This is a genomic window from Ornatilinea apprima (assembly GCF_001306115.1).
GTDB lineage: Bacteria > Chloroflexota > Anaerolineae > Anaerolineales > Anaerolineaceae > Ornatilinea > Ornatilinea apprima.
Map to the genome: position 1 here is coordinate 1 of NZ_LGCL01000010.1, position 25,324 is coordinate 25,324.

The window sequence follows — 25,324 nt, forward strand, 5'->3', positions numbered from 1 at the left end:
GCATGGGAATATCGCGGCTGGAAGCGGGTGTATTCGAAATCCGCATGAAGTCCGCGATCCACACCGCATCTGAACGGTCATTTTTTACTTTCCGAACGCCGCTTTTCCGGTAAGCGGAGATTTGCAGCGGGTTGATCACAGACACCGGGTAACCTTGACTGGTCAGGACATCATACAGAGACAGCCAGTAGTGACCGGTGGCTTCCAGTCCGATGGAGACTTCATTTCCAAGCTGGCTCAAGTGCTCCAGCAGATACTCCAACCCGGCACGCGTATTCTCGGTCACAAAGACCGGCTTGCACACCTGCCCGCTCTCGTTCAAGATCGCCACCGCGTGTTTGCGCTTGGCGACATCTATGCCACAGTAGAATGTCATGGCAGCACCTCCTTCGCGTGAGTACTTGAAGTGAGGCGACCTCAGACAGCCATGAGCCTCTCAGCCTTGTCCGTTTTGCGCCGCTAGAACGGCTACCTGCTTATACGAGACCTCTCACAGCGCTGAGGCGGCATTCTTATCTACGAGGCTTGCCCTCAAGGGTCATACCGTCGGCCTCAGCTTCCCACAGCATCTTAGAAAAATATGGATTTGATAAAATTGATTTTCTCATATCAAATTTAATAACCGAGAAACCTTGTAAAAATATTTATTACCACGCAGTAAAAAAAGCGCCTAAGTAGAACTGCTTCTTTGATTTCTTGGTTACTTAAGCAAAAGACCCGTTTTGCACTCCTCAATACTCAAATAACTGCTGTCAGGATCTTCGGATTCCAAGCGTTTAAATGATAAGTTTTCATCGTAAAACACCCGAAACCTGAAAGCCATATTTTCATTGGCCCCAAAATAATAGTAAACTTCAACACTATTCGAACAATTATATACCTGGTCAAAACCGATTATTAAGTTATGAACTTCATCTAAAGTCATGCCTTCAATAAGTTGGGCACTAAAGTAGCTTACAGGAAAATCGGTTTCAGGTGGATGATCTTCTAACCTTACTCCTAATGTTTGTGCAAGCTTCATCCGCTCATCCTTTTGATTTTCTCTTAATAAAGAAGATATCAATACACAGACTATTAACAGGAAAGCTAGAGCTAAAAACATATTTTTTTTCATAAAGAAGCCTCCTATTGAATCTAATCGCTATCTACAGCTAGTGCGCGGATTTTGTCAATAAGGTCTTCATATGATTCAAAATCACTCCTGAAATCGATTGCATCACTTATCGCTGCTTCACCCAATAGAATGTCTCCTTGATTTGAGGTATCTATTTCGCGCAATGTATTAATTGGCCTCGATAAATTAGAACCAAAAAAATACCCTAAAAACAAAAGCCCAGAATAATGATGTGATTGATTTGATGATGGATTGTCTGAATCTAAATATTTTTCCTGCAAACCGTTATTTTGCTCACCTAAGGGCATAAACTCTTTTGGCCCTTTCGCAACACTTATTGCCGCCAGTGTCCAATGAGAGTCCGCGGGTATACCTCCAAACACCAAGGAAAAATCGCGCATGAATTGGCTTTCTTGTTCCGGCGAATAATGTGAAGCTAATCGTTCCACATGATCTGCATAACTATTCCAACCAGAATTTTCTTCTTGTTTCCAATAACTGACATCGCTCCAAATGCTATTCTTGTGTTGATAATAGAATTTTTCATCGGCGGGTGTCCAATTTCCATTTTTACCTCCACCAATTAAGACTCTTCTAATTAATAGATCTCTTCTAATATTATTCATGCAAATACTATTACAACTCCCACCTCCTTCTCCTGTCCCCTCAATAGCTATGTGTCCTGTTGGATCAGAAAGTTTAATCGGGTTTTGAGGATATGTGTAACGGTTCAAATTTGAAACTGCATAAGGATCGGGTATCAGTGTATCCGGTTGATTAAACTGTATTATACAAGGAATTAATCATGGAAGAATCACGGTTGAATATTGTTACCTATCTTTGGAAAGAACGTTTTTTGCCAGTTATGTTGTTTAACGGTTTTGTTTATGCGATAACATCTCTGCTTTTACCAGTACCGCAAGTGGTAATCCCTGTCGGTTTTTTTCTTGGCTATATAAATATATTGGTTATGAATTCCGTTCAACCAAGAAATCCATTAAAACCAAGAAGTCCATTTTTGAGGATACTAAAAATTATTCTCGTTACCCTATTGGGAAGTCTATTAGGGGTGCTTTTCCTACGGGGAGCTTGTCTAACCCTCAAAAATCCTGTTTGCTCTCCAAATAGTTTACGGGCTACCATATTTGCTATCTTCGCTTTCGTTCAGATTGCGGTCATTGGAATTTCAATTGAAACCTATTTTTCAAAGAATACCAAATTACCATAAGGCGTTCTGTACTTTTTTGTATAAACTTTTACTTTATCTCTATCCATCAATATTTTCCCTCCTTTAACCAAAGAAAAAAGCCGCCCATCGGCGGGCGGCTGATAATCGAAATGAACTTGCAGCTTACAGGCTGCGTTCCAGGTTAATCTCGTGGATGAAATAACCGGTCTCGATATTCACGCGCTGCGCGGCGCTGGCGTAATTGTCGCTCTCCAACTGCACAGGGGTAAATATGCCGGTGTCCTTCATGCCAAACAGATTGCCATCCACCACCAGACCGGTGGCGTTCAATTTCACTCCCACCGCTTCCGGCAGGCGCACTTTCACATCCCCCACAAAACCCATCACACGCAGGTTGGTTTCCCCTTCGGGAAAATCTGCCCGCGAGAGATCGAGGACGGTGTCGCCAATGACGTTCCAGATCTCCTGGCTGTGCACCGGCCAATCGCTGCCCAAATTCACATCGCCCAGCAGATGAAAATCAACATTGGTCTGGCTGCCCAGCATGCGCGGGCGCACCAGCAGCAGCACCCCCAGCAGAATGATCAGCGACGGCCAAACATACAGCCAGATATTCACGCGCGTCAGCGTGCCAATAAAGAGAATGATTCCCAGGGCGATCATCGCGCCGCCCACCCACAAAGCCGGTTTCTTTGCCATCTTTGCCTCCAGGCGAAAAATTGTCTACTTCATATACGCATAAACCCGGCCGGGGTTGCGCGCCGAAGCCGCCCGTTCAGGCGCGCCGGGCCGCCCGCAGGCGCGAGACCAGGCTGGCCAGCGCCAGCAGCGCCACCGCCACCGCCGCGGACAGGGCCGCAGCCCCCACCGTTGGCACTGCGCGGTGCTTGACCCAGATACCCACAAACGACCACACCAGCACCAGCAGATAGGCCACATCCTTTTGCGTGCGCGCCATCGCCAGCGCCACCAGCAGCGCGGCCGACAGCACCACCACCAGCCAGATTTCGGGGCGAAGTCCCCAACCGTTCCACTGCAGGTAATCCAGCAGCGCGGTCAGGTTGGCAATGGTTGCCACCGTAATCCAGCCCAGGTAAACGCGCACCGGCAGCTGCACCAGCCATTTTTCCGCGGCGGGCACCTGCGGATTGCGCGGCTCCATGCACAGGTAGACCACGATTAACAAAGCCAGCAGCACCAGCATCACCGCCAGCGTGGCGGGGAACTGGTTGTAGTGCCACAGCACCAGCCAACCGGCGTTGAACAGCCCCGAAAGGGCAAATGGATAACCGATTTTGCGCAGGCGCGGATTCTCGCGCTGGGCGGGCAGGGCCTGGTAGACCGCCAGCAGCAGCCAGCCGATGAAAATCACGCCCCAGATGGAAAACACATACCCCGCCGGGGTGAAATACACCTCGAACCGATCAGAGATCTCGCCGGTGGATTGCCCGTTAATCGGCAGGGCGTTGGCCAGAATATTCACGGTGAGCGCCGCCAGCACCGAAACCACCACAGCCGCCTGGCGCAGCGAATCTTTGTTCATTTTTCTCCTCCCCAAATTCAAAAATAGGCTTTCTTTCATTATAGCCCGCTGCGCCCGCCAGGCGAGCGGGCATAGAAGCTTTGCCAGGCCGCGTTTTCCAGCAGATTGGGGAGGATTCGGCGTGGTGTTTGCATTAGAATCCCATTCTTCAGTAGGGGCGGATGGCCATCCGCCCAAAAATCACCGGCGCGGAGCAGCGGTAGGGTGGGAGCAGGGCGGGAAAACCCATACAAAGGTAAACTTGCGTAATCACCCGCCCGAATCCCACCAACAAAAGCCAATGGTGGGTTTCGGGCGGCGACAAAATGGTTTTGGCACAAAGTATATTGTCCGCCCTCCACGCCACCCTACGGAAGAATCCAATCCGCGGTAGGGTGGGAGCAGGGCGGCTAACCCATTCAAAGGTAAACCGGCGTAATGATCCGCCCGAATCCCACCAACAAAAGCCAATGGTGGGTTTCGGGTGGTTTCAAGGGTTCTTCGCTTGGGGTGGGCTCAACACCTGGGCTAAGACGACGGCTGCAACAAATAAGGAACCAGATCGGCCGTGGTGGGTAAAATCAAATCCGCGCCGGCGCGGCGCAGCTCATCTTCCTTGCCAAACCCGCACAGCACCCCCACCGTCTGCGCGCCGGCTGCCTTGCCGGCCAGAATATCCACGGTGGTATCGCCGATCATCAGGCATTCTTCCGGGTGCACACCCATCGCTTTCGCCGCGTGAACAATTGGGTCGGGAAAGGGCTTGGTATACTGGCAGGTTTGCGATGTGACCACCGTCTGAAAATGCGGCAGCAGATCAAACTGGCGCAAAAACGCGTGCGTGCTGATCTGGTCGCGCGCGCTGACCACCGACATGGGGTACGCGCTGCGCAATGCACTCAACATTTCCATCACCTGCGGAATGATCCAGAACTTGCGTGGGGCTTTCTTACGGTTCAAATGAGCCAGACGGTTATAAATCACCGCCAATTCGTCGTCAAAATGCAGGCGGTCCATCCAGTGATAGAGCAAATTACCCGGCGTTTCCAGGCCGATGATCATCCAGCGCGCGAACGCGCGCGCGTCCCAGCGCGGAGCCAGCCATTTTACCGGCGTCAGCGCGGTAGAGATGCGGTGCGCCCATAAATCGTCCGTGTCGCTCAACGTGCCGTCCACATCAAAACACAGGGCGCGCACGCGAGAAAAATCAATGCCGGGGGGCTGAATCAATGCGTCTGCCATGCGGAAAAACCACCTTTCATACCATCCAAAATCGTCTTATCGGGCGCGATCAGCCAGGCAACCTCTTCACCCGATAAGGCCAGCCATACCGCCGCGTCATCACTTTGAACTTCCCAGCGCTCCGTGTTTGGCAGCGTGGTTTCCGCGCCGGTCCAGCGCTGCTGCGCGTACTGGCGCAGCGCGTCAAACAGCTCACGGGCGTCGGCAGCCGAATCGGCTTGCCAGCGCACCGCCAGGGCCGTCTGACCGGTTTGCTCGTTGGCATACAGGCGGTAGCGGTCGCCGCCCCAGCCGGCTGCCGCCTGGCGCGCCTGCTCCAGCGGAATGCGCGTCTCTGGCTGCCAGCCGTAAGAGAGCAGCAAAAAGGTATACCATTCTCCCAGCACGCTCGAATCGACCATCTTCCAGCCGTTTTGCGCGTCGGCGGTTACCGGCAGGTCCACTTCAGCGGGCTGTTCAGCCGGGTAAAGCCCGGGGTGCAGAATTTGCTCGGTGGAAACCGGCGGATTGGCATAGGCCTGATCGACCGCCGCCCAACCGCCCTGGTCGTACAGCGTCTGAACGAACTCGTTGCCTTGCACATAAGGGAACATGAAATCTTGCTGCATAAACTCCGGCGCCGAATCATACACCGGCGTTTCAAACGTCAGCGAGAAATCTTGAAGATCAACATAATCCTGGTCAGTGGCGTGCCGGAAGAGCCACAACTGCTCAGAAAGGGTGGCGTCTCCTTCGATTAAAGCCAGCACAGCCGAGCAGGCATCAAATTCCAGCATGCAGACGCTGTCCTCGTAACCCAGACCGTTGCGCAGATCATAAGTCTGGTCTTGCAGGGCGTGGGTATACTCGTGGGCGTAGGTCATGCGCTCCACCCCGCTGAAGTCATCACCCTGCACCACCACCATCCGGCCGGTCTGGCTGTCGTAATAACCGGCCACCTGCTCGCTGAACAGCTCTTCATAGAAATCCAACAGTTCAAAACCGTTGGGCAGCAGCCCAAGCGCGGTGAGCAACTGAGCATCGCTTTGCGCGTCTTCGGCGGTGTAATCGCGGAAAAATTCCTCTTTCACCACCACTTCCAGCTCTGCCGGGGAGAGCACATCGCGATACACCGCCTGGCGCGGGGTAAGGCGGCGCAGCTGCGCCACCTCCAGTTGAATCTGGTTCATCTCTTCCAGCACACCGGCGGGAAGCGGCTCGTCGGGCAGCGCGTCCGGCAGGATAACGGGAAACGGCTCCACCGAAATTTGGGCGCTGGATTTTGCGGGGGTCAACAGCAGCAGCCCGCCAACCGCCAGCCCGGCACCAACCAGGCAAAGGCTGGCCGTGAGCATCAGCGTGAGCGCAGAGAAAAGAAGTTTGCGGGTCAAGGGCACTCCTCGGTTGCAATTCCCTCTATTTTATCCGAAAAGCGCGGTAAGGTCGCGGTAAATTTTTATCCAATCTGCGCGCCAGTTGGGTGAGGTCAGTTCTCCAACACAAACTGGATCGCGTAGCTGGCGTCTCCATAGCCGGGGCGCGCTTCAAGCGCCTTTTGGAAGGACTGCAGTGCCTCCTGGCTCAATCCCTGGCGGTAAAGCGCCCAGCCCTTCCACAGCAAGCCCTCTTCCGAATTGGGGGTTACCTCCAGCGCGTAGTCGGCGATGGTGTTCAGTTCCTCAAACATACCGGCATGGAAGTATGCTAAAAAGGGACCAAACTGGTAGCGCAGCATGCGCTGTGGTAAGCCGATCTGGCGGGCCTGGTTGTAGGCCTCGGCCGCTTCAGCGTAACGTTCAAAATACACCAGATTGGTGCCCAGATTGAACCAGGCAAACGCGTTTCGCGGTTCGGTCCTGGTTTCTGCCTGGGCCTGCTTTAAGGCATTCTGGCGGTTGCTGCGCGCATCCCAATCACTGGCCAACAGCGATTGCAGCTCGGCTTCGCGCTCTGGCTGGTAAATCAGAATATACACACGGTTAAAGGCCTGCCAGCGTTTGTCGGCGTCCTGGTACGTTACAACATGATTGCCGCCTTCATACACGTCCTGCACAATAAAAAGCTGGCGGTCGTCATCATAGCCGGTTACAAACAGGTAATGCCCGGTCCAGCGGTCATCCGAAGGGCCGGTAATGCCTTGCGCGTCAGCGGGCAGCACAAAACCCACCTCAATCATCACCGGGAAGCCGTTGGCCAGCAGGCGTTTCACCTGCTCCAGGCTGCCGCCCACGCGGAACAAGGCGCGCAGCGGCGCGGCTTCTTCATTGACGTAAGCCGTCATATCTTCCACATTGACGTTGCGGTCGGCGCGAATGGGTTTAATCACATCCGAAATGGTATACTGGTCGCCGCCCCAGCCGTAAAAGCGCAGATTGAGCGCCAGGGTGGCCGGCCCGCAGTTGTTCCAATCCTGGGCGTCTCCGGCGCGCATCGGCGGCGGGGTGAGAATGGCCTTCGCTGGCAGCGGCGGAAACGTGGGCGTCGGCTCCAGGGTGGGGGTGGCCGTGGGAAGCGGTGCTTGCGTCAGGCCAGGCGCGGCCACGCTGGCGGTGGCCGGCGGCGTGGGCGAAATGGAAGTGGTGTTAACCTGCGGGGGCGGCAGCGGCAGCCCGCTGGTCTGCGGGGTGGGCAGCGCGCCTACCGGGTCGAGTTTGAATCGCAGTTGGGTGAGCGCCAGGTCAATCCGCCAATCCAGGCGGTTGCGCACCGCAGGCGTCCGGCTGAGGGCAGCCCCTGCGATGACCATGACCAATAAACTGGCTAGAACGATTTTCCATCGATTATTTTTCATAAAAGCGTCCGTATGGGCTGCATTCTAACAGACCCCGCCCGATTAATCCAGACCCGTTAACTCTTATTCTCTTTCGCTCCTGAGCGCGTCCCGCCTGCGGCCGAGGGCATTCCGTATGGTGTAAGCATAACCTTGTGGTTTTCCAAAAACCTGCCGCGGCATAGCGGGTAAACAAATGAAAACACGGTTAGCGCGGCAATTCGTTGCCCAAAATGCTGTTATAATCGGTGACGCATGAAATACTATATTTGGACCGAAGGCTGCCAGATGAACGTATCTGATTCCCAGCGGGTTTCTTCCTCGCTGGAGAATCTGGGCTGTTCCCTGGCTGGCCGGGCTGAAGAAGCCGATATTATCATTCTGAACACCTGTGTGGTGCGCCAGAGCGCCGAGGATAAGGCCTACGGGCGCTTGAATTCACTGCGCCCACTCAAGAAAAAGAACCCCCGCCTGGTGATCAACCTGATGGGCTGTCTGGTGGGCGTGAAGCCCAACCAGGCACTGCGCGAGCGCTTCCCCTTCGTAGATGTCTTCTCGCCGCCCTCCAACCCGCAGCCGCTGGTGGAATACCTGATTGAACGCGAAGGCCAATCGCTGGAGCAGAGAGAAACCGCCCTGCGCCATGCCGCCATGGATGGTGAAATCACCCTGCCGGAACTGGAGCGCGGAAAGCTCGTTTCCGCCCATGTGCCGGTGGTGCTGGGTTGCTCGCATGCCTGCGCCTACTGCATCATTCCCTACCGCCGCGGCGTCGAAGAAAGCCGCCCCCCGGAGGTGATTCTCAAAGAGGCGCGCTCGCTGGTCAACCAGGGTGTCAAAGAGATCACTTTGTTGGGCCAGATTGTCGACCGTTACGGCAAAGACAACCCGGCTTACCCCACCCTGGCGGGGCTGATCCACCAGCTGCACGAAATTGACGGCCTGGAGCGCATCCGCTTTCTCACCTCGCATCCCAGCTACATGACCGATGAGCTGCTCGACTGCGTAGCCGAGCTGCCCAAGGTGATGCCGCATATCGAAGTGCCAGCCCAGGCTGGCGACGATGAAGTGCTCATCAACATGCGCCGTGGCTACACCAACGCCCAATACCGCGAGCTGATCAGCCGCATTCGCGAGAAAATCCCCGGCGTGTCCATTGCCACCGATATCATTGTCGGCTTCCCCGGCGAAACAGAAGCCCAATTCCAGCAGACCTACGACCTGCTGGCCGACCTGAAGCTGGATGTGGCTCACCTGGCGCGCTATTCACCGCGCCCCAACACCCTCTCCGCGCGCAAAATGGAAGATGACGTGCCCGACGAAGAAAAATGGCGCCGCTTCCGCCTGCTGGAAGACCTGCAGGAAGGCATCGCCGCGCAGATTCACAACGCTTACCTCCACCAAACCGTCCCGGTGCTGGTTGAAGACCGCCACAAAGCGCGCTGGCGCGGCCGCACGCCCACCAACAAGCTGGTTTTCATTGAATCAGACCAGGATTTGCAGGGTCAAATCATCAATGCTACAATAACCTGGACAGGACCCTGGTCAATGCAGGGGCAGCTTGCTGAAGCTTAACCCACAACGATTTCCGGCGGGCCGAGACTGATCTCCGTGTTGCATCAGATCCGCCCGATCCCCCGCGGTCTCCCCACCGCGGGGATTTTTTATTGATTCCCGCAGAAATTTGGAATAAGATGAAGCTGTGTCCAATCGTGGAAATTAAAAGGGACTGGCTTATGAAACACTTTCGACAGGGTTCCATTATCCTTGCCGTGCTGCTGTGCTTCTGCGCCTGCCGCCCGCAGGCCGTTCCGCAGGCTGCCGCGCCCAGCCCGCCGCGCCTGGACGATACCCCGCGCATCGCGGTGATTTCGGCATTTGAGCTGGAATTCAACGCCCTGCTGGACCTGGCCAGCCCAGACAAAGCCTATGAGATGCAGGGGCGGCTTGTCTACACCGCCGAGCTGGGCGGTCAGCCGGTCGTGCTGGCCGCCAGCGGCGTCAGCATGGTCAACGCCGCCATGACCACCCAGTGGCTGCTGGATCACTTCGACATTCAAGCCGTGGTCGTGTCGGGTATCGCTGGCGGGGCCAACCCGCAGCTTGCCGTGGGCGACGTGGTGGTGCCGGCGCGCTGGGCGCAGTACCAAGAGGCCGTCTTTGCCCGCGAAACCGGCGACGGATGGGATACCGCCTGGTACGGCGATGACTATGGCAACTTCGGCATGATCTTCCCCCAGCCAGTGGAAGCCCACAGCCCGGAGGGGCAGAAGTCCATCTTCTGGTTTGACGTGGACCCGGCCCTGCTGGAAGCCGCGCGCCAGGCCGCCGAAACCGTCAACCTTGACCGCTGCACCTACCTGGTGGTGTGCCTGGAGGAAGAACCGCGCGTGGAAATCGGCGGCAGCGGGGTGAGCGGCCAGGCCTTCATCAACAACAAATCCTACCGCGAATGGGTGTGGAACAGCCTGGCGGCCAGCGCCATGGATATGGAAAGCGCGGCCGTAGCCCAGGTGGCCTATTCCAACCAGGTGCCCTTCATCGCCTTCCGTGCCCTCTCCGACCTGGCCGGCGGCGAAGAAGGGGACAACCAGATGCTGCTCTACATGAAACTGGCTGCCAAAAACTCGGCCAGCCTGGTGGAACAGTTCTTAATCGCCTGGGGCGAAACGCAGCCGGTCGGCGTTAACGGCGGCGGATCAAGCTGAATTCAGGCAAACTCATCCCCCAACTCAATTCGCTGCTGGCCGCGCCGCGGTCGCGGGGATCGCGCTCCCCCTTTACAAGACTCAATCTTTATCGTATTATTACGATATAGGAGAGCAAGATGCAGCTAGAACCACTGCCCCACACCCTCAACGCCGATGAAGAGCGCCTGGTAGCCATGCTGAAAGCATTGGGCAACCCGGTCCGTTTTCGCATTATGAAATACCTGGCCGAAAACCCGGTGTGCATCACCGGTGATATTGTCGCGTTCGCCGCCCTGGCACAGTCCACCGTCAGCCAGCACCTCAAAGTGCTGCGTGAAGCCGGCCTGATTGACGGAGAGATTGAAGGCCCGGCCACCTGTTATTGCATCAGCCCTGAAGGAATGAAATTCTTGAAAGACCGTGTGAGCCGCTGGCTGCCGTCTTGCTGCGCCGAAAGCAGATCCCTTGCGAAAGATGAAAACTGTTGTTAGACCACGTCTCTTTTTTTGGCATTTTATATCGTAAAAAAACGATAATACAAAAAGGAAACCATCAATATGACCGACGCTTCATCCAACTATTTTGACCGCGTTGCCCATCAATGGGACGAGATCAGCGCCGGGTACTTTGGCCCGGCTGTGCGTGAGACGGCCATTGCCAAAGCCTACTTGCGGCCCGAAATGATCGCCGCCGACATCGGCGCGGGCACCGGCTTTATGGCCGCCGGGCTGGCACCCCTGGTGGCCCGCGTTCACCTGGTCGACGGCAGCGCCGCCATGCTGGATACCGCCCGCCAAAACCTGGCGGCTTATCGCAACGTGGAATATCACCTGGCTGACGGCAGCCGGCTGCCTTTCGCGGACGAGAGTCTCGACGCGGTTTTCGCCAACATGTACCTGCACCACACATCCGATCCGCTGGCCGCCATCCACGAAATGGTGCGCGTGCTGCGTCCCGGCGGCAGACTGATCATCACCGATATGGACGAGCACCCTTACCCGTGGCTTAAGGAAGAAATGGCCGATGTCTGGCAAGGCTTCAACCGCGATCAAATGCGCGAATGGTACCGCCAGGCCGGGCTGGTGAACATCGTAGTCGACTGCACCGGGCAGAACTGCTGCGCCATATCAGATCATCCTGATCTGCGCGGTGCAGAAGAAAGCAGCGCCAGTATCAGCGTGTTTGTGGCCAGCGCCACCCGCCGCCGGCCAGTACGCGATGCCGTGCGCGATAATTACGCCGCCCTGGCACGCTCTGGCTCCAATTGCTGCGGCAGTTCAAGCCTCATCGAAAACGCCAGTTGCTGCGCCCCTGCCAAAATGGATACAAGTGAGATCACCTTTGTGGTGGAATATTCGCAGGAAGAGCTTTCTGAGGCCCCCGCTGAAGCAGCCGAATTCACCCTGGGGTGCGGCAATCCGTTGGCTCTGGCCGGGCTGCAGGCAGGCGAAACGGTACTGGACATTGGCAGCGGTGGCGGGTTAGACGCGTTTCTGGCCGCCCGCAAAGTTGGACCCGGTGGGTGGGTGATTGGTGTGGACATGACACCCTCCATGCTGGATCGCGCGCGCGCAGCGGCCGAGCGCAGCGGCATATCCAATGTAGAATTTCGCCAGGGATATGCCGAAGCCCTGCCCGTAGAAAGTAACGCGGTGGACGTGATTCTCTCCAACTGCGTCATCAACCTTTCAGAAGACAAAGGACAGGTATTCCGTGAGGCCTATCGCGTGCTGCGCCCCGGCGGGCGGCTGGAGGTAAGTGATGTGGTCGCCGCAGCCGCGCTGCCCGCCAGCTTGCAAGAGAACACCGCCGAATGGGCGGAATGTGTCAGCGGCGCGCTGCCCGAAGCTGAATACCTTGATCTGCTGGCACAAGCCGGTTTTACCAAAATCACTGTGCGGCGCAGCGCCAGCCTGGGACGAGCAGGTGGAGTCTCGGTATACAGCGCCCTGGTAGCCGCGTACAAACCAATATAATACAATTTACTATCCTGTCTATTCCTAATTTAATGGTTGTAAAGACAGGAAAACAGTGATATATTTGGAAACATTAAGCGAAGCTGCTAGCCAGCATCAAGGATCGAGAGTGCAGGGGATCACTCTCGATCTTTTTCTTATTTTTTGCTTGCGGCGGCAAGTGAGAGTATAATTTCGCCCATGAAACCTCTGATGAAAATTGCCATCGGCGGGGTGGTGGTGCTGGCTCTGGTGGGCGGCTATTATTGGCTGCGCGCCTCGCGCACCTCCAGCCGCTCGCTGCAGGTGATCCAGTGGATTCGCGACCCCGCCAGCCACCCCGAATGGGCCGTTCAGGCCAGGCAGCGCTGCGCGGGCGCGCCGTTCCTGCTGCCCACCAGCGGTCTGATTGGCTTTTTATGGGACGACAGCTTCCGCCCGGGCCACCGCCACGCCGGCATCGACATCTTCGGCGGCAGCGAGCCGGGCGTTACCCCGGTCTACAGCGCCTACGACGGCTACCTCACCCGCATGGAAGATTGGAAATCCTCCATCATTATCCGCATCCCATCCGATCCACTCAACCCCGGCCAGCAGATCTGGACCTACTACACGCATCTGGCCGACCCGGATGGAAGTTCTTTCATCGTTGCCGATTTTCCGCCCGGCACGCACGAAGTTTTTATCCCGGCGGGCACCCTGCTGGGCTATCAGGGCAACTATTCTGGAACGCCCGGCAGCCCCACCGGCATCCACCTGCACTTTTCTGTGGTCAAAGATGACGGCAGCGGCCACTTCTTAAACGAACTGGAAATTGTCAACACCCTCGACCCCTCGCCCTACCTGGGGCTGCCCCTCAACGCGCACACCAATCCCAACCAAATCCCCATCTGCGCGCCTTCAGAAACAGAGGGTTAAGGCATCCCGGCCATTTTTCGGGCCGGCCTGACGTATAATAGGATAAAGTTCTCCGGCAGCAGGCGGTTGGCAGCAATCCCCCTTCTGACCGAACAATCAAGGATGGTAGCCATGCTTTCCTTTCGCGACTTGGTAAGTGGTTTTCGAAAATTGAATCTGGACCCGCAGCAGCCGGTCATGGTACACGCCTCCTTCTCTTCGTTTGGCGAAGACGTGCGCGGCGGCGCCGAGACGCTGCTGGGCGCCTTGCTGGCCACCTCCAACGCCCTCATCGCCCCCACCTTCACCTACAAGACCATGGTCATCCCCAGCGACGGCCCGCCGGACAACGGCATCACATACGGCAGCGGCAAAGAGAGCAACCTGATGGCCGAGTTCTACCGCAGCACCATGCCCGCTGACCGCCTGATGGGTATTTTCGCCGAGACCCTGCGCCTGCACCCCAACGCCGAACGATCCAGCCACCCCATCCTGTCCTTCTCAGCCATTAACCTCGACGACGCCCTGCAGGCCCAAACCCTGCAAGACCCGCTGGCGCCCATTCGCGTGCTGGCGCAAAAACAAGCCTGGATCATGCTCATCGGCGTAGACCACACGGTCAACACCGCCATCCACTTCGCCGAAAAACTGGCCGGGCGCAAACAATTTCTGCGCTGGGCGCTCACCGCGCAAGGCGTGGTGGAATGTCCCGGCTTTCCCGGATGCTCAAACGGCTTTCAGGACGCGGAAGAATGGCTGAGCGGCATCACCCAATCGGTGAAGATCGGCGAAGCCCTCATCGAGGTCCTGCCCCTGCAGCCCATGCTCAATCTGCTGACCGAGAAAATCAAAGAAGATCCCCTGGCGTTGCTGTGCAACAGTTCCAATTGCGAGCGCTGCAGCGCCGTTTGGTCGGGGGTTACCAAAATGGTTGAAAATTCGTAAGCGGTTCCGCGGCAGGTTAAGCCCAGCTTTCCAGCGCCCCGGGACTCAACATCTATCATCAGGAACACTTTATGCCGCCCGTACGATCAAACGCGTCGCTCGAATTGCTCTACAACATCAGCCGCGAACTGGCAACGTCCATCAATCTGCACGAAGTCTTGCCGCGCGTCTTGTTTTTATGCGTGGAAAACGTGGGTGCCGAACGCGCCAGCCTGATTGTGCTGGATGAAAAACAAAACCCGGTAGACGCGGCCATCGTGTACAAGAACCAGCTCATCGCCCACACCACCCGCCAACTGCAGTCCACCCTCGATCAGGGCCTGGCCGGTTGGGTCCGGCGCAACCGCAAAGGCGTTTGCCTGACGGACACCAGTCAGGACGAACGCTGGCTGCGCCGCCCCGACGACAGCGATCAGCGTACCGGCGCGAAATCGGCAATTTGCGTTCCCATCGTGGTACACGACCAGCTGGTTGGTGTGCTCACCGCCGTTCACCCCAAACCGGGTGTGCTCGATCAAAACGCCCTCGATCTGCTGCAATCAATTGCCGACCAGGCCGGGTTCGCCATTTACAACGCGCGCCTCTACGAGGCCCTGCAGTCTGCCCACCGGCGCTACCGCGAATTGTTTGAAGAGAACATCAACCCGATTCTCATCACCAACAAAAAGGGCCGCGTGCTGGAAGCCAACAACCGCGCCCTGGAGCAGTTCGGGTATCCGCTGAAAGAGCTGGCGCGCATGAACATCTACGAGCTGCACGAAGCAGACCTGGAACAAACCGGCAAAGACTCGTCCCTGCTGGAAACCGGCAAAACCGTCTTCTACGAATCCGCCTTCCACACCCAAGATGGCCAGACGCTGCCTGTACAGGTATTTGTGCGCGCGGTGCCAGTGGACAGCGAAGTCGTCTATCAGTGGGTGTTGGAAGATATTCGCGAGCGCAAAGAGCTGGACGCCCTGCGCGAGAACCTGATCGCCATGATCTACCACGATCTGCGCTCGCCGCTCTCCAACATCATCTCCAGCCTGGATATGCTGCACTCCTTTCTCCCCCCCGACTGTATGGAGAACCTGCAGCCGATTCTTTCCATCACCAACCGCTCCACTGAGCGCATGCAGCGCCTGATTAACTCACTGCTCGATATTTACCGTCTGGAGGCCGGGCAGTCGATTACCGACAAACGCCCATTGGAAATTTCCCGCCTGTGCTACGAGGCCGCCGACGCCATCCAACCGGTGATTGAACACAAACACCAAACCCTTAATCTCAACCTGCAAAGCGAATATCCGCGGGTGTACGGCGACGAAGACATGATCCGGCGGGTGATTATCAACCTGCTGGAAAATGCCGCCAAATACACTCCCAGCGGCGGCGAGATCAGCCTTATCACCCAAGCATCAGCCGGTTGGATGCAGATCACCGTTCAGGATAACGGTCCCGGCATCCCCCCAGCCATGCAGGAAGAAATCTTCAAAAAGTTTTCACGCGTCCAATCCAAAAATATGCCCAAAGGTCTGGGTTTGGGGCTGGCCTTCTGCCAACTGGCGGTGAAGGCCCACAACGGCCAGATCTGGGTGGAAAGTGAGCTGAATCAAGGCAGCAGCTTCATTTTTACTCTACCGGTAGTAGAATAGACTTCCCGCCTGAAACGGCGATCTTATCAGTTAGGAGAAAGCATGCAGGAAATCGCTCCCAAAATTTACATTGAAACCGGCTTCCCAGGAGTGACTCTCGGCGCCATCAATTGGCCTCACGGATTAATCTTAATCGATGCCCCCTTTCGAGCAGAAGACGCGCGCTCATGGCGCTCCGCCCTGTTAAACCTGGGCGGAGGCGTAGACCGCATTCTGGTTAATCTCGACGATCATCTGGACCGGGTGATTGGCGTTCGCAATATGGACTGCACCGTGGTGGCGCATGCCAGCATCGCGGATAATATCTGCGCCCGACCGGCCACCTTCCGCCCCCAGCCGGTGGGCAGCGGCGCAGAATGGGAACAGTTCGGCGGGCTGGGAACGGTGCGCTGGGCCTTGCCAGAGATCAGCTTCAACGAGCAGTTGGAAATTTATTGGGATACCGAAGCCAATCCGCTGGTGCTGCAACATCACCCCGGGCCGTCCAACGGCTCCATCTGGGCCATTCTGCCCGACCACCAGATCATCTTTGTCGGAGACACGGTTACCCCCGGCGAACCGCCGTTTTTGGAATGCGCCGACCTGCCCGCCTGGATCAAATCCGTCGAACGTCTCAAATCGGATGAGTTCAATACGCATGTGATGATCAGCAGCCGATCAGGCATCATTCACGCCGCCGACTTGAAGGCGCAGCACGCCTACCTTACCCTGCTGCACGAGCGCATGGAAGAGTTGGCGCAGAAGAAAGCCGCCCCCGAAAAAACAGAGAGCCTGATCCCCGAATTGTTGAAGGAGTTTCACATCTCCCCCGAAAAAGAGATCCTCTATCAGCAGCGTCTGGCGTACGGCCTGCGCCAATACTACGTCCGCACCTACCTGCACAACAGCGCAGACCCTGGTTTTGTCAACTAGGCGGCAGCCTAACCTTGCCCGGTTAAACGCGGCCAGCCCCCACTAAGCGAGGGCTGGCCTTTTGCTGCTTGCATGTGTTCATCCATGAAAATAGAGGAGGAGGAATGAACCTGTTTAAGTCCGCAAAGAATGACTTTCCTTGTCCGACTACTCCAACGCAAGCCCGTCTATCGCTTTTTCCAACTCGTCATCCGACACTTTACCGGCAAACCACTGGTCTTGCAGCTTGCGCAGTTCCAGCACCGTAGAGGGTTTCAACTCAACGTCATCAAGGGTGATGGGCTGGTCCACCGGGATGTCGCGGATAACGCGCGCCCCTTTCGCCAGGCCAATCGGCAGCAGGCGCTCGGCGCGGGCGGTTTCATAGGTATCCACCAGGCTGTAATACGCCGTTCCGCCAATCGCGTCGAGCACGTCTCCCGGTTTCAGGTCGTGCTTGGCCACCGCGAAAACCTCAGCCGCCAGGCGGTTGAGCGGCACCATATTGGGTTTCTTGCGAATTTCCAGCATGGCGCAGGTCAGAGGAACCTCAATGCTGCACAGGTGATAGGGGCGGAAGAGGGTGTAATAGGGGCCGTTGCCCATATCGCGCAGCACCATCGCCTCGCGCAGGCGCGGGTGATCGGTGCGGATGACCAAAAAGACGCCCGGGGCCACCCGGCCAATTCCATAATCAACCACACCCATCTTGTTCAGAACGCCGCCTTCTTCCTTAAGCCGGAAGGTTTCGCTCAGGTGATCGCGGTCCGTGTCCGGGCCGTGCATGCCGCGCACATCCGGCACCAGGCCGGTGGCATTGGCCACCGCGGCCATTTCAATCATCGTTTTGCTGCCGTCCACAAATTCCACCAGCATGTTGGGGCTTAACCCGCGCCGCGCGGCCTCTTTGGCAATCACCGGGTCAACCGGTGTGGCGTGGCGGTCGAGGGGGTTATTTTTGCCCTTGCCAGCTGCCACAATGGTAAATCCCAGGGCTTCAGCAAAATCGTACAGTTCTTTGCAGGCGGCAGGCTCGTCACCTGCGGCCAGGGCGTACAGCACACCTTTGCGCTCGGCATACCAGCGCAGCACCGGGCCAACGGTGATATCGGTTTCCACATTCATCATCGAAAGGTGCTGCCCGCTGCGCGCCGAAAGGAGCGCGGCGCGCGTGCCAATTTCCGGCACACCGGTGGCTTCCAGCATCACCTGCACGGTTTTCATTTGCGTTACCACATGGTAATCGGTGGCAGCCACCACTTTACCAGCGCGCACGGCTGCGTCGGCCTCTTCGGCCGTCTGCGCCACCACCACTTCGGCCTTAACCTGGCCAATTTCGTACGCCTTGCGGGCGCGCTCCAGGTCTACATCGGCGGTCACCACCACTTCCACGCCCAGCATCATCGAGACTTCGGCCACCACGTCGGTGCCCATCTGTCCGGCGCCGATCAGGCCAATGCGCACCGGGTTTCCGGCTGCATGCCGCTCACGCAACTCTTCGTTTAATCCGATCATTTCAACCTCATCGTATTACGGTTTCACAATGGCTTTTAACGCCTGGCCGGATGCGGATGCCTGAAAAGCCTTGTCAACATCATCCAGGCTGAACACATGGGTGATGACCGTATCGCCGTCGATTAAACCGCGCTGCAGCACATCCAGGGCCTGTTCGTGGAAAATGGGGTGATAAGAAAACGCGCCCACCACTTCAATCTCATCATAGTGAATGCGGTTGGCGTTCAGGCTTGTCATTGGGTTGGCTTTGGGAAGGCCGCCAAATAAAATGACCCGTCCGGCTTTGCGCACCATTTCCACCGCCTGGGTCTGGGTGGCAACGATGGGATTGGCGCAGACCACAATGTCGGCACCCAGGCCGCCGGTCAGTTCGCGCACGCGGGCGACCACATCTTCATTGAAAGGATCAATCACAAATTCGGGGTGGAAAGGCTCAGCCATCTGGCGGCGCTCGGCGCTGGGCTCAGACAGAATCACTTTCGCGCCGCGCGCGTGCGCCACCGCGATGTGGAAGCAGCCAATGGGGCCGCCGCCCAACACCACCACCGTGTGCGAGAGATTGGTCTCCGCTTTATGGTGCGCGGCCAACACTGAGCTGAGCGGCTCGGCCAGCGCGGCATGTTCAAAAGACATGCCTTCGGGCATGCGGTGGATAATGCCGTTGGTCAAAATATCGCCGCTCAGGGCCGCCTTCTGCGCCAGACCGCCCGGCATGCCCGCCGAAATTCCCACCAGGCGGGCGTTCTCGCACAGATTGTACATGCCGCGCTGGCAGTAATAACACTTACCGCAGTGCACATCGGCGGCCACCGCCAATAAATCACCCACTTTGTAATCTTTTTGCTGCGGGCCAACCGCCAGCACCACGCCCGCAAACTCATGCCCCTGCACATAGGGATCTCGCCCCTCGGGCAGGCCCTCGCGCCAGCGGCGCAGATCTGAGCCGCACACGCCACAAGCCTTCACGTCCAATAACACACCGTCCTCGGGAACTTCAGGTTCGGGGACTTCACGCACTTCAAATTGTTGGGGACCGACTAAATAGGCTGCTTTCATTTCAATTTCCTTTTCTATTGATAATGGAACGGCAAGGGTTCGTTGATTATTGATCTTTTTTTACCTGAATGCCAACCGCGCCGCCGGGGTGGGTTTTGCCAAAGGCTTCTTTAGTGTAACCGCGCATGTTGAGCAGCGCCACACACAGCGCGTCGCCCATGGCTAAATTCACCAGCGAGCTGCCCGTGGCGATCATGCCGTAGGGATCCACACCCTCTGGCGCGACCACCTTCCAAACCAGGTCGGCAGTCTTACCCAGGGTCGATTCAGGCTTCTCGGTGAGGGCAATCACTTTCGCGCCTTTTTCTTTGGCCAGGCGCGCTAAAAAGTTCACTTCCACCGTTTCGCCGCCTTTAGAAAGCGCGATCAGCACATCGCGGGCGGTAACAGCGCCAGAAAGGCCATGCTGGCTGTCGCCGGGGTGAATAAACATGGCCGGCGTGCCGCAGCAAGACAATAAATGCGCCAGCCGCGCGCCCACCGCATGGGATGTGCCCGAGCCGGCCACCAAAACATGCCCCTCACAGGCCAGCAAGGCGCGCGCCACAGCCACAAACCCTTCGTCCAACTGAGCGGTCAGCGAAGCCACCGCTTCACCCTCGCGCAGAATGGTTGCTTTTGCCAGATCAAGAATTTCTTCTGAAGTCATCCCATCCAACCTCCTGTTCAAATTTTCTGTCACACATCTGCCAGCAGGCAACGCGCCAAATGATGATCGGTGATCAATACGTCCAGCCAGCCCCCGCGCAGCGCGGCGCGCGCAACGTCCAGCTTTTGCAGGCCGCCCGCCACCCCCACAAGCCGGGGAACGCGCCTGAGCTGTTCCACGCTTACGCCAATCACCCGCTCGTCCAGAGGAGTGCTCACAACATCGCCTTGCGCGTTCAAAAAACGCAGAGCAATATCACCCACCACACCGCTGGCCAACAATTGCTCCAGCTCCTTCGGTTTAATAATGCTCCCGTCGCGCATAAGCAGCGAGTCTTTGTGCGGCGCGCCGATGCCCACAAATGCGACCTGCACATCGTCCAGGCGGCGCAGGGCGTTTTGCACGTTGCGGTCAGCCAGAATGGCCTCTTTGACCGCGCAGCTATCCACCACGCCGGGCACCGAAAGCAGGCACAATTGGCTGGACAGCTTGTCTGCCAGTCGGCGGCACATCGAAAAGGCGTGCGCGTCTTGCCCGGCCGGTCCCAGTCCACCATCCATCTGCACCACGGTAACGTCCGGGCAGTTTTGCGGCTGCAAAGCGTTGACCATTGCCAGCAAGGCCGCTCCCCAGGAGATGCCAATCACCAAGCCGGGCGAGAGGCAGCGTGTGAGATACCCGGCGGCCGTTTCTCCCAAATCCTGGTACAGTTCGGAAGCAGACGCCCCCGCCTGCACATGCGCCACCACGGCTTCGCGCAGGCCGTAGCGTTTTTCCAACGCGGTTTCCAGATCGGTATATACCCCTTCCGGGGCGCGCACGCTCACCCGCACGATTCCTTCCGCTTCAGCTTGCTGCAGCAGGCGCACAATTTTTGTGCGCGAAAGCCCCAACCGCGCAGAGATTTCCTCTTGATGGAGATGGTGCTGGTAATACAGCGTGCTGACGCGGCATAAAAGGTGAGGGTCGATCGGTTCAGGTTTGCGAGACATGCAAAGCTCCGGTAACCATGGGTCGGGCTGCTACATTAATGAACATAATCTCAAATTCAGAAAAATGTTCAGTATGATTTGAAAAAATAAGTGAAAATATTTTCACTATTGAAAAATTGACTATATTACAGATAGTATAGCCCCCCTTCTGATGAATGTCAAGCACACTGTTTACGTTTGGCGCTTCTTTCCTTTATTCTTCGAGTGCTATAATCAAAAAATCAGGAGGCCAGATGCCCAATTCATTCATTCCCGTAATGGAAGTAACTCGCGGTACGCTCGTTGAATCCGTTCACTTTGGCGCCGCCGCCGTGGTAGACCCGGCCGGACGCCTGATCGCCAGCCTGGGAGACCCCGGCCTGGTCACCTACCTGCGCTCCAGCGCCAAGCCCTTTCAGGCGCTGCACTTCTTAGAGCTGGGCGGCGCGCAGCACTTCCACTGGAGCGATGCCGAGGTGGCACTGATGTGCGCCTCGCATTCTGGCACCGATCTGCACTACCAAACGGTGAGCAGCATGCAGGCCAAGACCGGGCTGCAAGAAGCGGATTTGCAGTGTGGCACGCACCCGCCCTTTCACAAGCCCACCGCCCTGGCCCTGGCTGCCCGCGGCGAAGCCCCCACCCCCAACCGCCACAACTGCTCTGGCAAGCACACCGGTATGCTGGCGCAGTGCGTGCTGCGCGGTTTGTCCAAACAAAACTACCTCGATTTCAACCACCCGGTGCAGCAGGCTAACCTGCAGACCATCGCCGAAATGTGCGATGTTCCCGCTGAGCAGATCGGCCTGGACATCGACGGCTGCTCCGCACCGGTGCACGCCCTGCCGCTCTACAACGCCGCTCTGGGCTACGCGCGCCTGAGCGACCCCGCCGGCCTGCCCGCCGAGCGCGCCGAAGCCTGCCGCCTGATCACCCGCGCCATGCGCGCCCACCCGGAGATGGTGGCCGGTCCCGACCGCCTGGATACCCACCTGATGCGCGCCGCGCAGGGTAAACTCTTCTCGAAAATGGGCGCCGAAGGTTACCAGGCCGTCGGCGTGCTGCCTCAGGCCATTCCCGGCCGCCCGGCGCTGGGCATCACCATCAAGATCGCCGATGGCGACAGCGACGGGCGCGCGCGCAACGTGGTTACCCTTGAGATCCTGCGCCAGCTCGGCCTGACCGTTCCAGCCGTAGAAGGTTTGGAAGCGTTCTGGGACTGGAAAGTGCGCAACTGGCGTAAAATGGAAGTCGGGGAACTGCGCCCTTGTTTTCAACTCCAGTTTCATTAAGGACTCCGCATGAGCGACTCTCAACCGGCCGACCCGCAAACCGAGCATCACGCGCGCCTCATCTACGAACGCCTGCTGCAGTATTATGGCCTGCCCGAATGGCGCGATCCGCTGCCGGCCATGGACGAGCTGGTTTCCACCATCCTGTCGCAAAACACCAACGACACCAACCGCGACCTGGCCTTCAACCGCTTGCGCGCGGCCTTCTCCACCTGGGAGGCGGTGCGCGACGCGCCTGCCGAAGCGGTGATGGACGCCATTCGCCCGGCCGGGCTGGCCAACCAGAAAGGCCCGCGCATCCAGCAGGTGCTGCGCCAGATCACCAACGAGCGCGGCAGCCTGGACCTGGATTTTCTAAAAGGATGGGACGCCGAAGAAGCCCGCGCCTGGCTGCTGCAGTTTAACGGGGTTGGCCCAAAAACAGCCGCGATTGTGCTGCAGTTTGCCCTGGGCATCCCGGCCTTCCCGGTTGACACCCATGTTCACCGCGTCAGCGGCCGCTTGGGACTGCGCCCCGCTGAGATGAACGCCGAACAGGCGCACCCGCACCTGGCAGCCCTCTTCGACCCGCAAACCTACGGCCCGGCGCACCTCAATCTCATCCGTCTGGGGCGAGAAATCTGCCACGCGCGCAAGCCCAACTGCCGCGCCTGCCCGCTCAACGATCTTTGCCCCTCCGCGCAGGTGGGAAGCGACTGACGCCTTCCTGCGCGTCCTATTTTGGTCATAATCAGGTCATACCGGCGGAGCTTCCAATGGTAATTGGTGGTACTATTCTTGCAGTTAAAAAATTAATATGTAGAGGGTTGAGATGAGCCAATATAAAATTGCCCTGGTATGTGACAGCACACACGATTTGCCTCAAGAATTAATTGACCGCTATCAGATTCATGTAGTGCCCCTGTATATCATCTGGAACGGGCAGGTCTTAAAAGACGGCGTGGACATTCGTCCCGAACGCTTCTACGAGCAGCTGGTCGCCCACCCAGACGCCTTTCCCAGCACCTCGCAGCCCAGCCCGCAGGACTTCGCGCGTGTATACCAGCAGCTGGTCGCGGACGGCGCGCAAGAAATTGTGGTGCTGACCATCAGCAGCGCGATGAGCGGCACCATTGACTCGGCGCGCCAGGCCGGGCTGCAAATGGACATCCCCGTGCACATCCACGACACCAAATCCAACTCGATGAGCATCGGCTGGCAGCTGCTGGCCGCCGCCCGCGCCAGAGAGAATGGCGCCAGCGCGCAGGAAATGATCGCCGCCGCCGACCAGGTGCGCCAGAAGCTGGTCTACATTATTTCGCTCAACACCCTCGAATATCTGCACCGCGGCGGGCGGATTGGCGGCGCGGCCACCTTTATTGGCCAGCTCCTCAACCTCAAACCGCAGATCTTCGTCAACCACCAGACCGGCGCGGTGGAAGCCGGCGTTCCCACCCGCACCCGCAAGCGCGCTCTCGAAGTGCTCTACCAGAACTTCTTCAAACAGGTAGACGCCTCGCGTCCGTTGCGCATCGCCGTGCTGCATAACAACGCCCGCGAAGCCGCCGAGCAGCTGGCCGAGCGCATCCGCCAGGAATTCCACCCCGAAGAACTGATCATTTCCATCGTCAGCCCCATTCTGGGCACGCACACCGGCCCCGAAGCGGTGGCGCTGTGCGGTTACTCGCTGTAGGCAAGTCCAGGTCTATAAAAATGCAAAACCTCCTCACGCGAGGAGGTTTTTGATTTAGCGGGTCAGATAGCTACTGCTGAACCAGCCAGTCGAGGGCTGCTTCACGGGTGGGGAAAGCGTTGAAACTGCGCCCGGAGAACTTGGAAATGCTGGAAAGCGCCACCTGCAGCAGGCCGTTGATCCCCGTCACCGCGGCGGCCTTCACATAGGGCGTGTTGGCTTTGGTAAAATCCTTCATCGCGGCCAGAATTTCGTTGTTAAAACTCGCGCCGGTCGCGTCCAGCACGGCCAGCACCGATTTTTGGGGCTGGCTGGCAATCATCTTTTGCGCAGCGGCAATCAGCGCCAAAAACTCGGGGCCGGGGCGCATCTGGCTGAAATCTTCGATCAAAACCTTTTTTCCTTTATAGTCTTCAAAACGAATGCGATCCATGAATCCTGACCTTTCTTTAATAAACAAAAATTTCACACTGGTTATACTCCGCGGCAAAGACGCAGACCATAAAAACAGAGTGAAAAATGGTTCTATTCGAGTGAAATTATGATTAATTTTGGGCGGCGCGGCGCGCCTGTCGCCCGACCACTTTTTGAATGTCGCCAATATGGTGCAGGATGTGCTGCCGCACGATCTCCAGATGATCTTCCGGCGAATAGCTGCGCGAGCCAACCCGGTATGGGATGATCTCTACTCGCGGGTTGAGAATGTGCTCGCCAAGCAAGGTCTGCGCCGCGCGCAGGCGGGCGGCCAGCGCCGGCACATCCAGCACGCGCGACTCGGCCGCGAACTGGTCGTTCAGGTCTTGCAGGCGGCCTTTGAGCGGCTTCGGCTGTACCCCCAGGCTCAGGTCGCGCGTGTTGCGGGCAAAGCTCTCGTGCCAGCCCACCAGGTGACCCAGCACGTCTTTCGCGCTCCAGCCGGGATACACCTCAAGCAGCGGATCGGGCAGGCTGTCCATCACCTCCAGCAGATGGGTAACACTTTGCTCCAATTGAGAGAAGCGTTCAGATCGCGCAGTCATCCTATGGTTTCCCATTCCTTCTTCAATCTTATGGGCGAGGTTGCGGGCGATTCTGCCTAAAAAAACACCGTGCATACCTCCGCCCTCAAACCGGCGTCTTTGTCTCATTCAAAACGGTAAGAATCCCCGTCCGAAGACCAGGCAGACCTAATCCGCTTCGCGTCCAATTTCAAGGATGTGCTACTCATTAATCATATTCCAAAACCAAATAAAAATTCCCACAGCTCATGTGGGAATGAGCGGGAGGGTGGTGTGCAGGGAAGATCAGGCGCCCAAAAGGTAAACCAGCGTGACCACCCGCCTGCCCCCACCGCCAGTCTCC

Annotated in this window: 26 protein-coding genes; 12 read left to right on the forward strand and 14 right to left on the reverse strand. The window is 57.5% G+C overall.

The genetic code is table 11. The annotated features are described in order from the left end of the window. The 3 genes from ADN00_RS02310 to ADN00_RS19650 form a co-directional block, all read right to left on the reverse strand. The coding region (locus ADN00_RS02310) for an IS110 family transposase (RefSeq protein WP_152966226.1) at positions 1-376 on the reverse strand (376 nt) is incomplete at its 3' end. Positions 377-700: 324 nt separating this feature from the next. Continuing rightward, entirely contained in the window at positions 701-1,114 is a 414-nt protein-coding gene (locus ADN00_RS02315; protein WP_075061341.1) for a hypothetical protein, read from the reverse strand. Positions 1,115-1,134: 20 nt separating this feature from the next. Then, the gene (locus tag ADN00_RS19650) at positions 1,135-1,848 is read right to left on the reverse strand and encodes a hypothetical protein (RefSeq protein ID WP_152966227.1); all 714 of its coding nucleotides are present in this window, start codon (positions 1,846-1,848) and stop codon (positions 1,135-1,137) included. Positions 1,849-1,919: 71 nt separating this feature from the next. Here ADN00_RS19650 and ADN00_RS19655 point away from each other — a divergent pair, with 71 nt between their 5' ends. After that, positions 1,920-2,342 carry a hypothetical protein gene (locus tag ADN00_RS19655; RefSeq protein ID WP_152966228.1) on the forward strand — a complete coding sequence of 141 codons (423 nt, stop codon included), beginning with the start codon at positions 1,920-1,922 and terminating at the stop codon, positions 2,340-2,342. Between the two features lie 123 nt (positions 2,343-2,465). On the opposite strand, the gene liaF is transcribed toward ADN00_RS19655, so the two are convergent. The 5 genes from liaF to ADN00_RS02345 form a co-directional block, all read right to left on the reverse strand. Further along, complete coding sequence (liaF, locus tag ADN00_RS02325) at positions 2,466-3,002, reverse strand: cell wall-active antibiotics response protein LiaF (RefSeq protein ID WP_075061343.1); 537 nt, start codon at positions 3,000-3,002, stop codon at positions 2,466-2,468. A 76-nt stretch (positions 3,003-3,078) separates the two neighbouring features. Next, positions 3,079-3,846: a hypothetical protein gene (locus ADN00_RS02330; protein ID WP_075061344.1), complete on the reverse strand. Its 768-nt coding sequence runs from the start codon at positions 3,844-3,846 to the stop codon at positions 3,079-3,081. Between the two features lie 507 nt (positions 3,847-4,353). Beyond that, positions 4,354-5,067 carry an HAD family hydrolase gene (locus ADN00_RS02335; RefSeq protein ID WP_075061345.1) on the reverse strand — a complete coding sequence of 238 codons (714 nt, stop codon included), beginning with the start codon at positions 5,065-5,067 and terminating at the stop codon, positions 4,354-4,356. Beyond that, positions 5,052-6,437 (reverse strand): hypothetical protein, encoded by a 1,386-nt coding sequence (locus tag ADN00_RS02340; RefSeq protein WP_075061346.1) that lies wholly within the window; start codon positions 6,435-6,437, stop codon positions 5,052-5,054. Before ADN00_RS02340 ends, ADN00_RS02335 begins: the two co-directional genes overlap by 16 nt. Positions 6,438-6,532: 95 nt before the next feature. Further along, a complete protein-coding gene (locus tag ADN00_RS02345; RefSeq protein WP_082389812.1) occupies positions 6,533-7,837 on the reverse strand; it encodes a C39 family peptidase in 1,305 nt (434 codons plus the stop codon). Positions 7,838-8,071: 234 nt separating this feature from the next. Here ADN00_RS02345 and miaB point away from each other — a divergent pair, with 234 nt between their 5' ends. From miaB to ADN00_RS02390, 8 genes are all read left to right on the forward strand, one after another. Continuing rightward, the gene (gene miaB / locus ADN00_RS02350; protein ID WP_075061348.1) at positions 8,072-9,391 is read left to right on the forward strand and encodes a tRNA (N6-isopentenyl adenosine(37)-C2)-methylthiotransferase MiaB; all 1,320 of its coding nucleotides are present in this window, start codon (positions 8,072-8,074) and stop codon (positions 9,389-9,391) included. Positions 9,392-9,552: 161 nt separating this feature from the next. Further along, a complete protein-coding gene (locus ADN00_RS02355; RefSeq protein ID WP_082389813.1) occupies positions 9,553-10,524 on the forward strand; it encodes a 5'-methylthioadenosine/S-adenosylhomocysteine nucleosidase in 972 nt (323 codons plus the stop codon). Between the two features lie 119 nt (positions 10,525-10,643). After that, a complete protein-coding gene (locus ADN00_RS02360; RefSeq protein WP_075061349.1) occupies positions 10,644-10,997 on the forward strand; it encodes an ArsR/SmtB family transcription factor in 354 nt (117 codons plus the stop codon). A gap of 66 nt (positions 10,998-11,063) precedes the next feature. Continuing rightward, the gene (gene arsM, locus ADN00_RS19475) at positions 11,064-12,482 is read left to right on the forward strand and encodes a class I SAM-dependent methyltransferase (protein ID WP_082389814.1); all 1,419 of its coding nucleotides are present in this window, start codon (positions 11,064-11,066) and stop codon (positions 12,480-12,482) included. 192 nt (positions 12,483-12,674) lie between these two features. Next, positions 12,675-13,379, forward strand: a complete 705-nt coding sequence (locus ADN00_RS02375; RefSeq protein ID WP_075061350.1) for a M23 family metallopeptidase — start codon at positions 12,675-12,677, stop codon at positions 13,377-13,379. A gap of 111 nt (positions 13,380-13,490) precedes the next feature. Next, positions 13,491-14,303, forward strand: coding sequence for an AAC(3) family N-acetyltransferase (locus ADN00_RS02380; RefSeq protein WP_075061351.1), 813 nt, complete (start codon positions 13,491-13,493; stop codon positions 14,301-14,303). Positions 14,304-14,374: 71 nt separating this feature from the next. Beyond that, positions 14,375-15,937 carry a sensor histidine kinase gene (locus ADN00_RS02385; protein ID WP_075061352.1) on the forward strand — a complete coding sequence of 521 codons (1,563 nt, stop codon included), beginning with the start codon at positions 14,375-14,377 and terminating at the stop codon, positions 15,935-15,937. Between the two features lie 42 nt (positions 15,938-15,979). After that, entirely contained in the window at positions 15,980-16,849 is an 870-nt protein-coding gene (locus tag ADN00_RS02390; RefSeq protein WP_075061353.1) for an MBL fold metallo-hydrolase, read from the forward strand. A 147-nt stretch (positions 16,850-16,996) separates the two neighbouring features. Here ADN00_RS02390 and ADN00_RS02395 read toward each other — a convergent pair whose 3' ends face one another. The 4 genes from ADN00_RS02395 to ADN00_RS02410 are packed head-to-tail and all read right to left on the reverse strand — an operon-like array spanning position 16,997 to position 21,040. Then, a complete protein-coding gene (locus ADN00_RS02395; protein WP_075061354.1) occupies positions 16,997-18,343 on the reverse strand; it encodes an NAD(P)H-dependent oxidoreductase in 1,347 nt (448 codons plus the stop codon). A 15-nt stretch (positions 18,344-18,358) separates the two neighbouring features. After that, a complete protein-coding gene (locus ADN00_RS02400) occupies positions 18,359-19,399 on the reverse strand; it encodes an alcohol dehydrogenase catalytic domain-containing protein (protein WP_075061355.1) in 1,041 nt (346 codons plus the stop codon). A gap of 46 nt (positions 19,400-19,445) precedes the next feature. Then, positions 19,446-20,048: a KpsF/GutQ family sugar-phosphate isomerase gene (locus ADN00_RS02405; RefSeq protein WP_075061356.1), complete on the reverse strand. Its 603-nt coding sequence runs from the start codon at positions 20,046-20,048 to the stop codon at positions 19,446-19,448. A gap of 29 nt (positions 20,049-20,077) precedes the next feature. Beyond that, positions 20,078-21,040: a sugar-binding transcriptional regulator gene (locus tag ADN00_RS02410; RefSeq protein WP_075061357.1), complete on the reverse strand. Its 963-nt coding sequence runs from the start codon at positions 21,038-21,040 to the stop codon at positions 20,078-20,080. Between the two features lie 233 nt (positions 21,041-21,273). On the opposite strand from ADN00_RS02410, the gene ADN00_RS02415 reads away from it, so the two are divergent. The 3 genes from ADN00_RS02415 (at position 21,274) to ADN00_RS02425 (ending at position 23,983) form a co-directional block, all read left to right on the forward strand. After that, on the forward strand, positions 21,274-22,311 hold the full coding sequence (locus ADN00_RS02415; RefSeq protein ID WP_075061358.1) for an asparaginase: 1,038 nt from the start codon (positions 21,274-21,276) through the stop codon (positions 22,309-22,311). 9 nt (positions 22,312-22,320) lie between these two features. After that, positions 22,321-23,010, forward strand: a complete 690-nt coding sequence (locus ADN00_RS02420) for an endonuclease III domain-containing protein (protein ID WP_075061359.1) — start codon at positions 22,321-22,323, stop codon at positions 23,008-23,010. 112 nt (positions 23,011-23,122) lie between these two features. After that, entirely contained in the window at positions 23,123-23,983 is an 861-nt protein-coding gene (locus ADN00_RS02425) for a DegV family protein (RefSeq protein ID WP_075061360.1), read from the forward strand. Between the two features lie 70 nt (positions 23,984-24,053). Here the strand turns inward: ADN00_RS02425 and ADN00_RS02430 are convergent, their stop codons facing one another. Both ADN00_RS02430 and ADN00_RS02435 read right to left on the reverse strand, forming a co-directional pair. Then, complete coding sequence (locus ADN00_RS02430) at positions 24,054-24,416, reverse strand: hypothetical protein (protein WP_075061361.1); 363 nt, start codon at positions 24,414-24,416, stop codon at positions 24,054-24,056. Positions 24,417-24,528: 112 nt separating this feature from the next. Continuing rightward, entirely contained in the window at positions 24,529-25,002 is a 474-nt protein-coding gene (locus tag ADN00_RS02435) for a maleylpyruvate isomerase N-terminal domain-containing protein (RefSeq protein ID WP_075061371.1), read from the reverse strand. Positions 25,003-25,324: the final 322 nt, after the last annotated feature.

Bases quoted from the DNA above. Each gene is read 5' to 3' on its own strand.
- ADN00_RS02315 (WP_075061341.1), bottom strand. From the start codon at position 1,114: ATGAAAAAAAATATGTTTTTAGCTCTAGCTTTCCTGTTAATAGTCTGT.
- ADN00_RS19655 (WP_152966228.1), top strand. From the start codon at position 1,920: ATGGAAGAATCACGGTTGAATATTGTTACCTATCTTTGGAAAGAACGT.
- liaF (WP_075061343.1), bottom strand. From the start codon at position 3,002: ATGGCAAAGAAACCGGCTTTGTGGGTGGGCGGCGCGATGATCGCCCTG.
- ADN00_RS02330 (WP_075061344.1), bottom strand. From the start codon at position 3,846: ATGAACAAAGATTCGCTGCGCCAGGCGGCTGTGGTGGTTTCGGTGCTG.
- ADN00_RS02335 (WP_075061345.1), bottom strand. From the start codon at position 5,067: ATGGCAGACGCATTGATTCAGCCCCCCGGCATTGATTTTTCTCGCGTG.
- ADN00_RS02345 (WP_082389812.1), bottom strand. From the start codon at position 7,837: ATGAAAAATAATCGATGGAAAATCGTTCTAGCCAGTTTATTGGTCATG.
- miaB (WP_075061348.1), top strand. From the start codon at position 8,072: ATGAAATACTATATTTGGACCGAAGGCTGCCAGATGAACGTATCTGAT.
- ADN00_RS02355 (WP_082389813.1), top strand. From the start codon at position 9,553: ATGAAACACTTTCGACAGGGTTCCATTATCCTTGCCGTGCTGCTGTGC.
- ADN00_RS02360 (WP_075061349.1), top strand. From the start codon at position 10,644: ATGCAGCTAGAACCACTGCCCCACACCCTCAACGCCGATGAAGAGCGC.
- arsM (WP_082389814.1), top strand. From the start codon at position 11,064: ATGACCGACGCTTCATCCAACTATTTTGACCGCGTTGCCCATCAATGG.
- ADN00_RS02375 (WP_075061350.1), top strand. From the start codon at position 12,675: ATGAAAATTGCCATCGGCGGGGTGGTGGTGCTGGCTCTGGTGGGCGGC.
- ADN00_RS02380 (WP_075061351.1), top strand. From the start codon at position 13,491: ATGCTTTCCTTTCGCGACTTGGTAAGTGGTTTTCGAAAATTGAATCTG.
- ADN00_RS02385 (WP_075061352.1), top strand. From the start codon at position 14,375: ATGCCGCCCGTACGATCAAACGCGTCGCTCGAATTGCTCTACAACATC.
- ADN00_RS02390 (WP_075061353.1), top strand. From the start codon at position 15,980: ATGCAGGAAATCGCTCCCAAAATTTACATTGAAACCGGCTTCCCAGGA.
- ADN00_RS02395 (WP_075061354.1), bottom strand. From the start codon at position 18,343: ATGATCGGATTAAACGAAGAGTTGCGTGAGCGGCATGCAGCCGGAAAC.
- ADN00_RS02400 (WP_075061355.1), bottom strand. From the start codon at position 19,399: ATGAAAGCAGCCTATTTAGTCGGTCCCCAACAATTTGAAGTGCGTGAA.
- ADN00_RS02405 (WP_075061356.1), bottom strand. From the start codon at position 20,048: ATGACTTCAGAAGAAATTCTTGATCTGGCAAAAGCAACCATTCTGCGC.
- ADN00_RS02410 (WP_075061357.1), bottom strand. From the start codon at position 21,040: ATGTCTCGCAAACCTGAACCGATCGACCCTCACCTTTTATGCCGCGTC.
- ADN00_RS02415 (WP_075061358.1), top strand. From the start codon at position 21,274: ATGCCCAATTCATTCATTCCCGTAATGGAAGTAACTCGCGGTACGCTC.
- ADN00_RS02420 (WP_075061359.1), top strand. From the start codon at position 22,321: ATGAGCGACTCTCAACCGGCCGACCCGCAAACCGAGCATCACGCGCGC.
- ADN00_RS02425 (WP_075061360.1), top strand. From the start codon at position 23,123: ATGAGCCAATATAAAATTGCCCTGGTATGTGACAGCACACACGATTTG.
- ADN00_RS02430 (WP_075061361.1), bottom strand. From the start codon at position 24,416: ATGGATCGCATTCGTTTTGAAGACTATAAAGGAAAAAAGGTTTTGATC.
- ADN00_RS02435 (WP_075061371.1), bottom strand. From the start codon at position 25,002: ATGACTGCGCGATCTGAACGCTTCTCTCAATTGGAGCAAAGTGTTACC.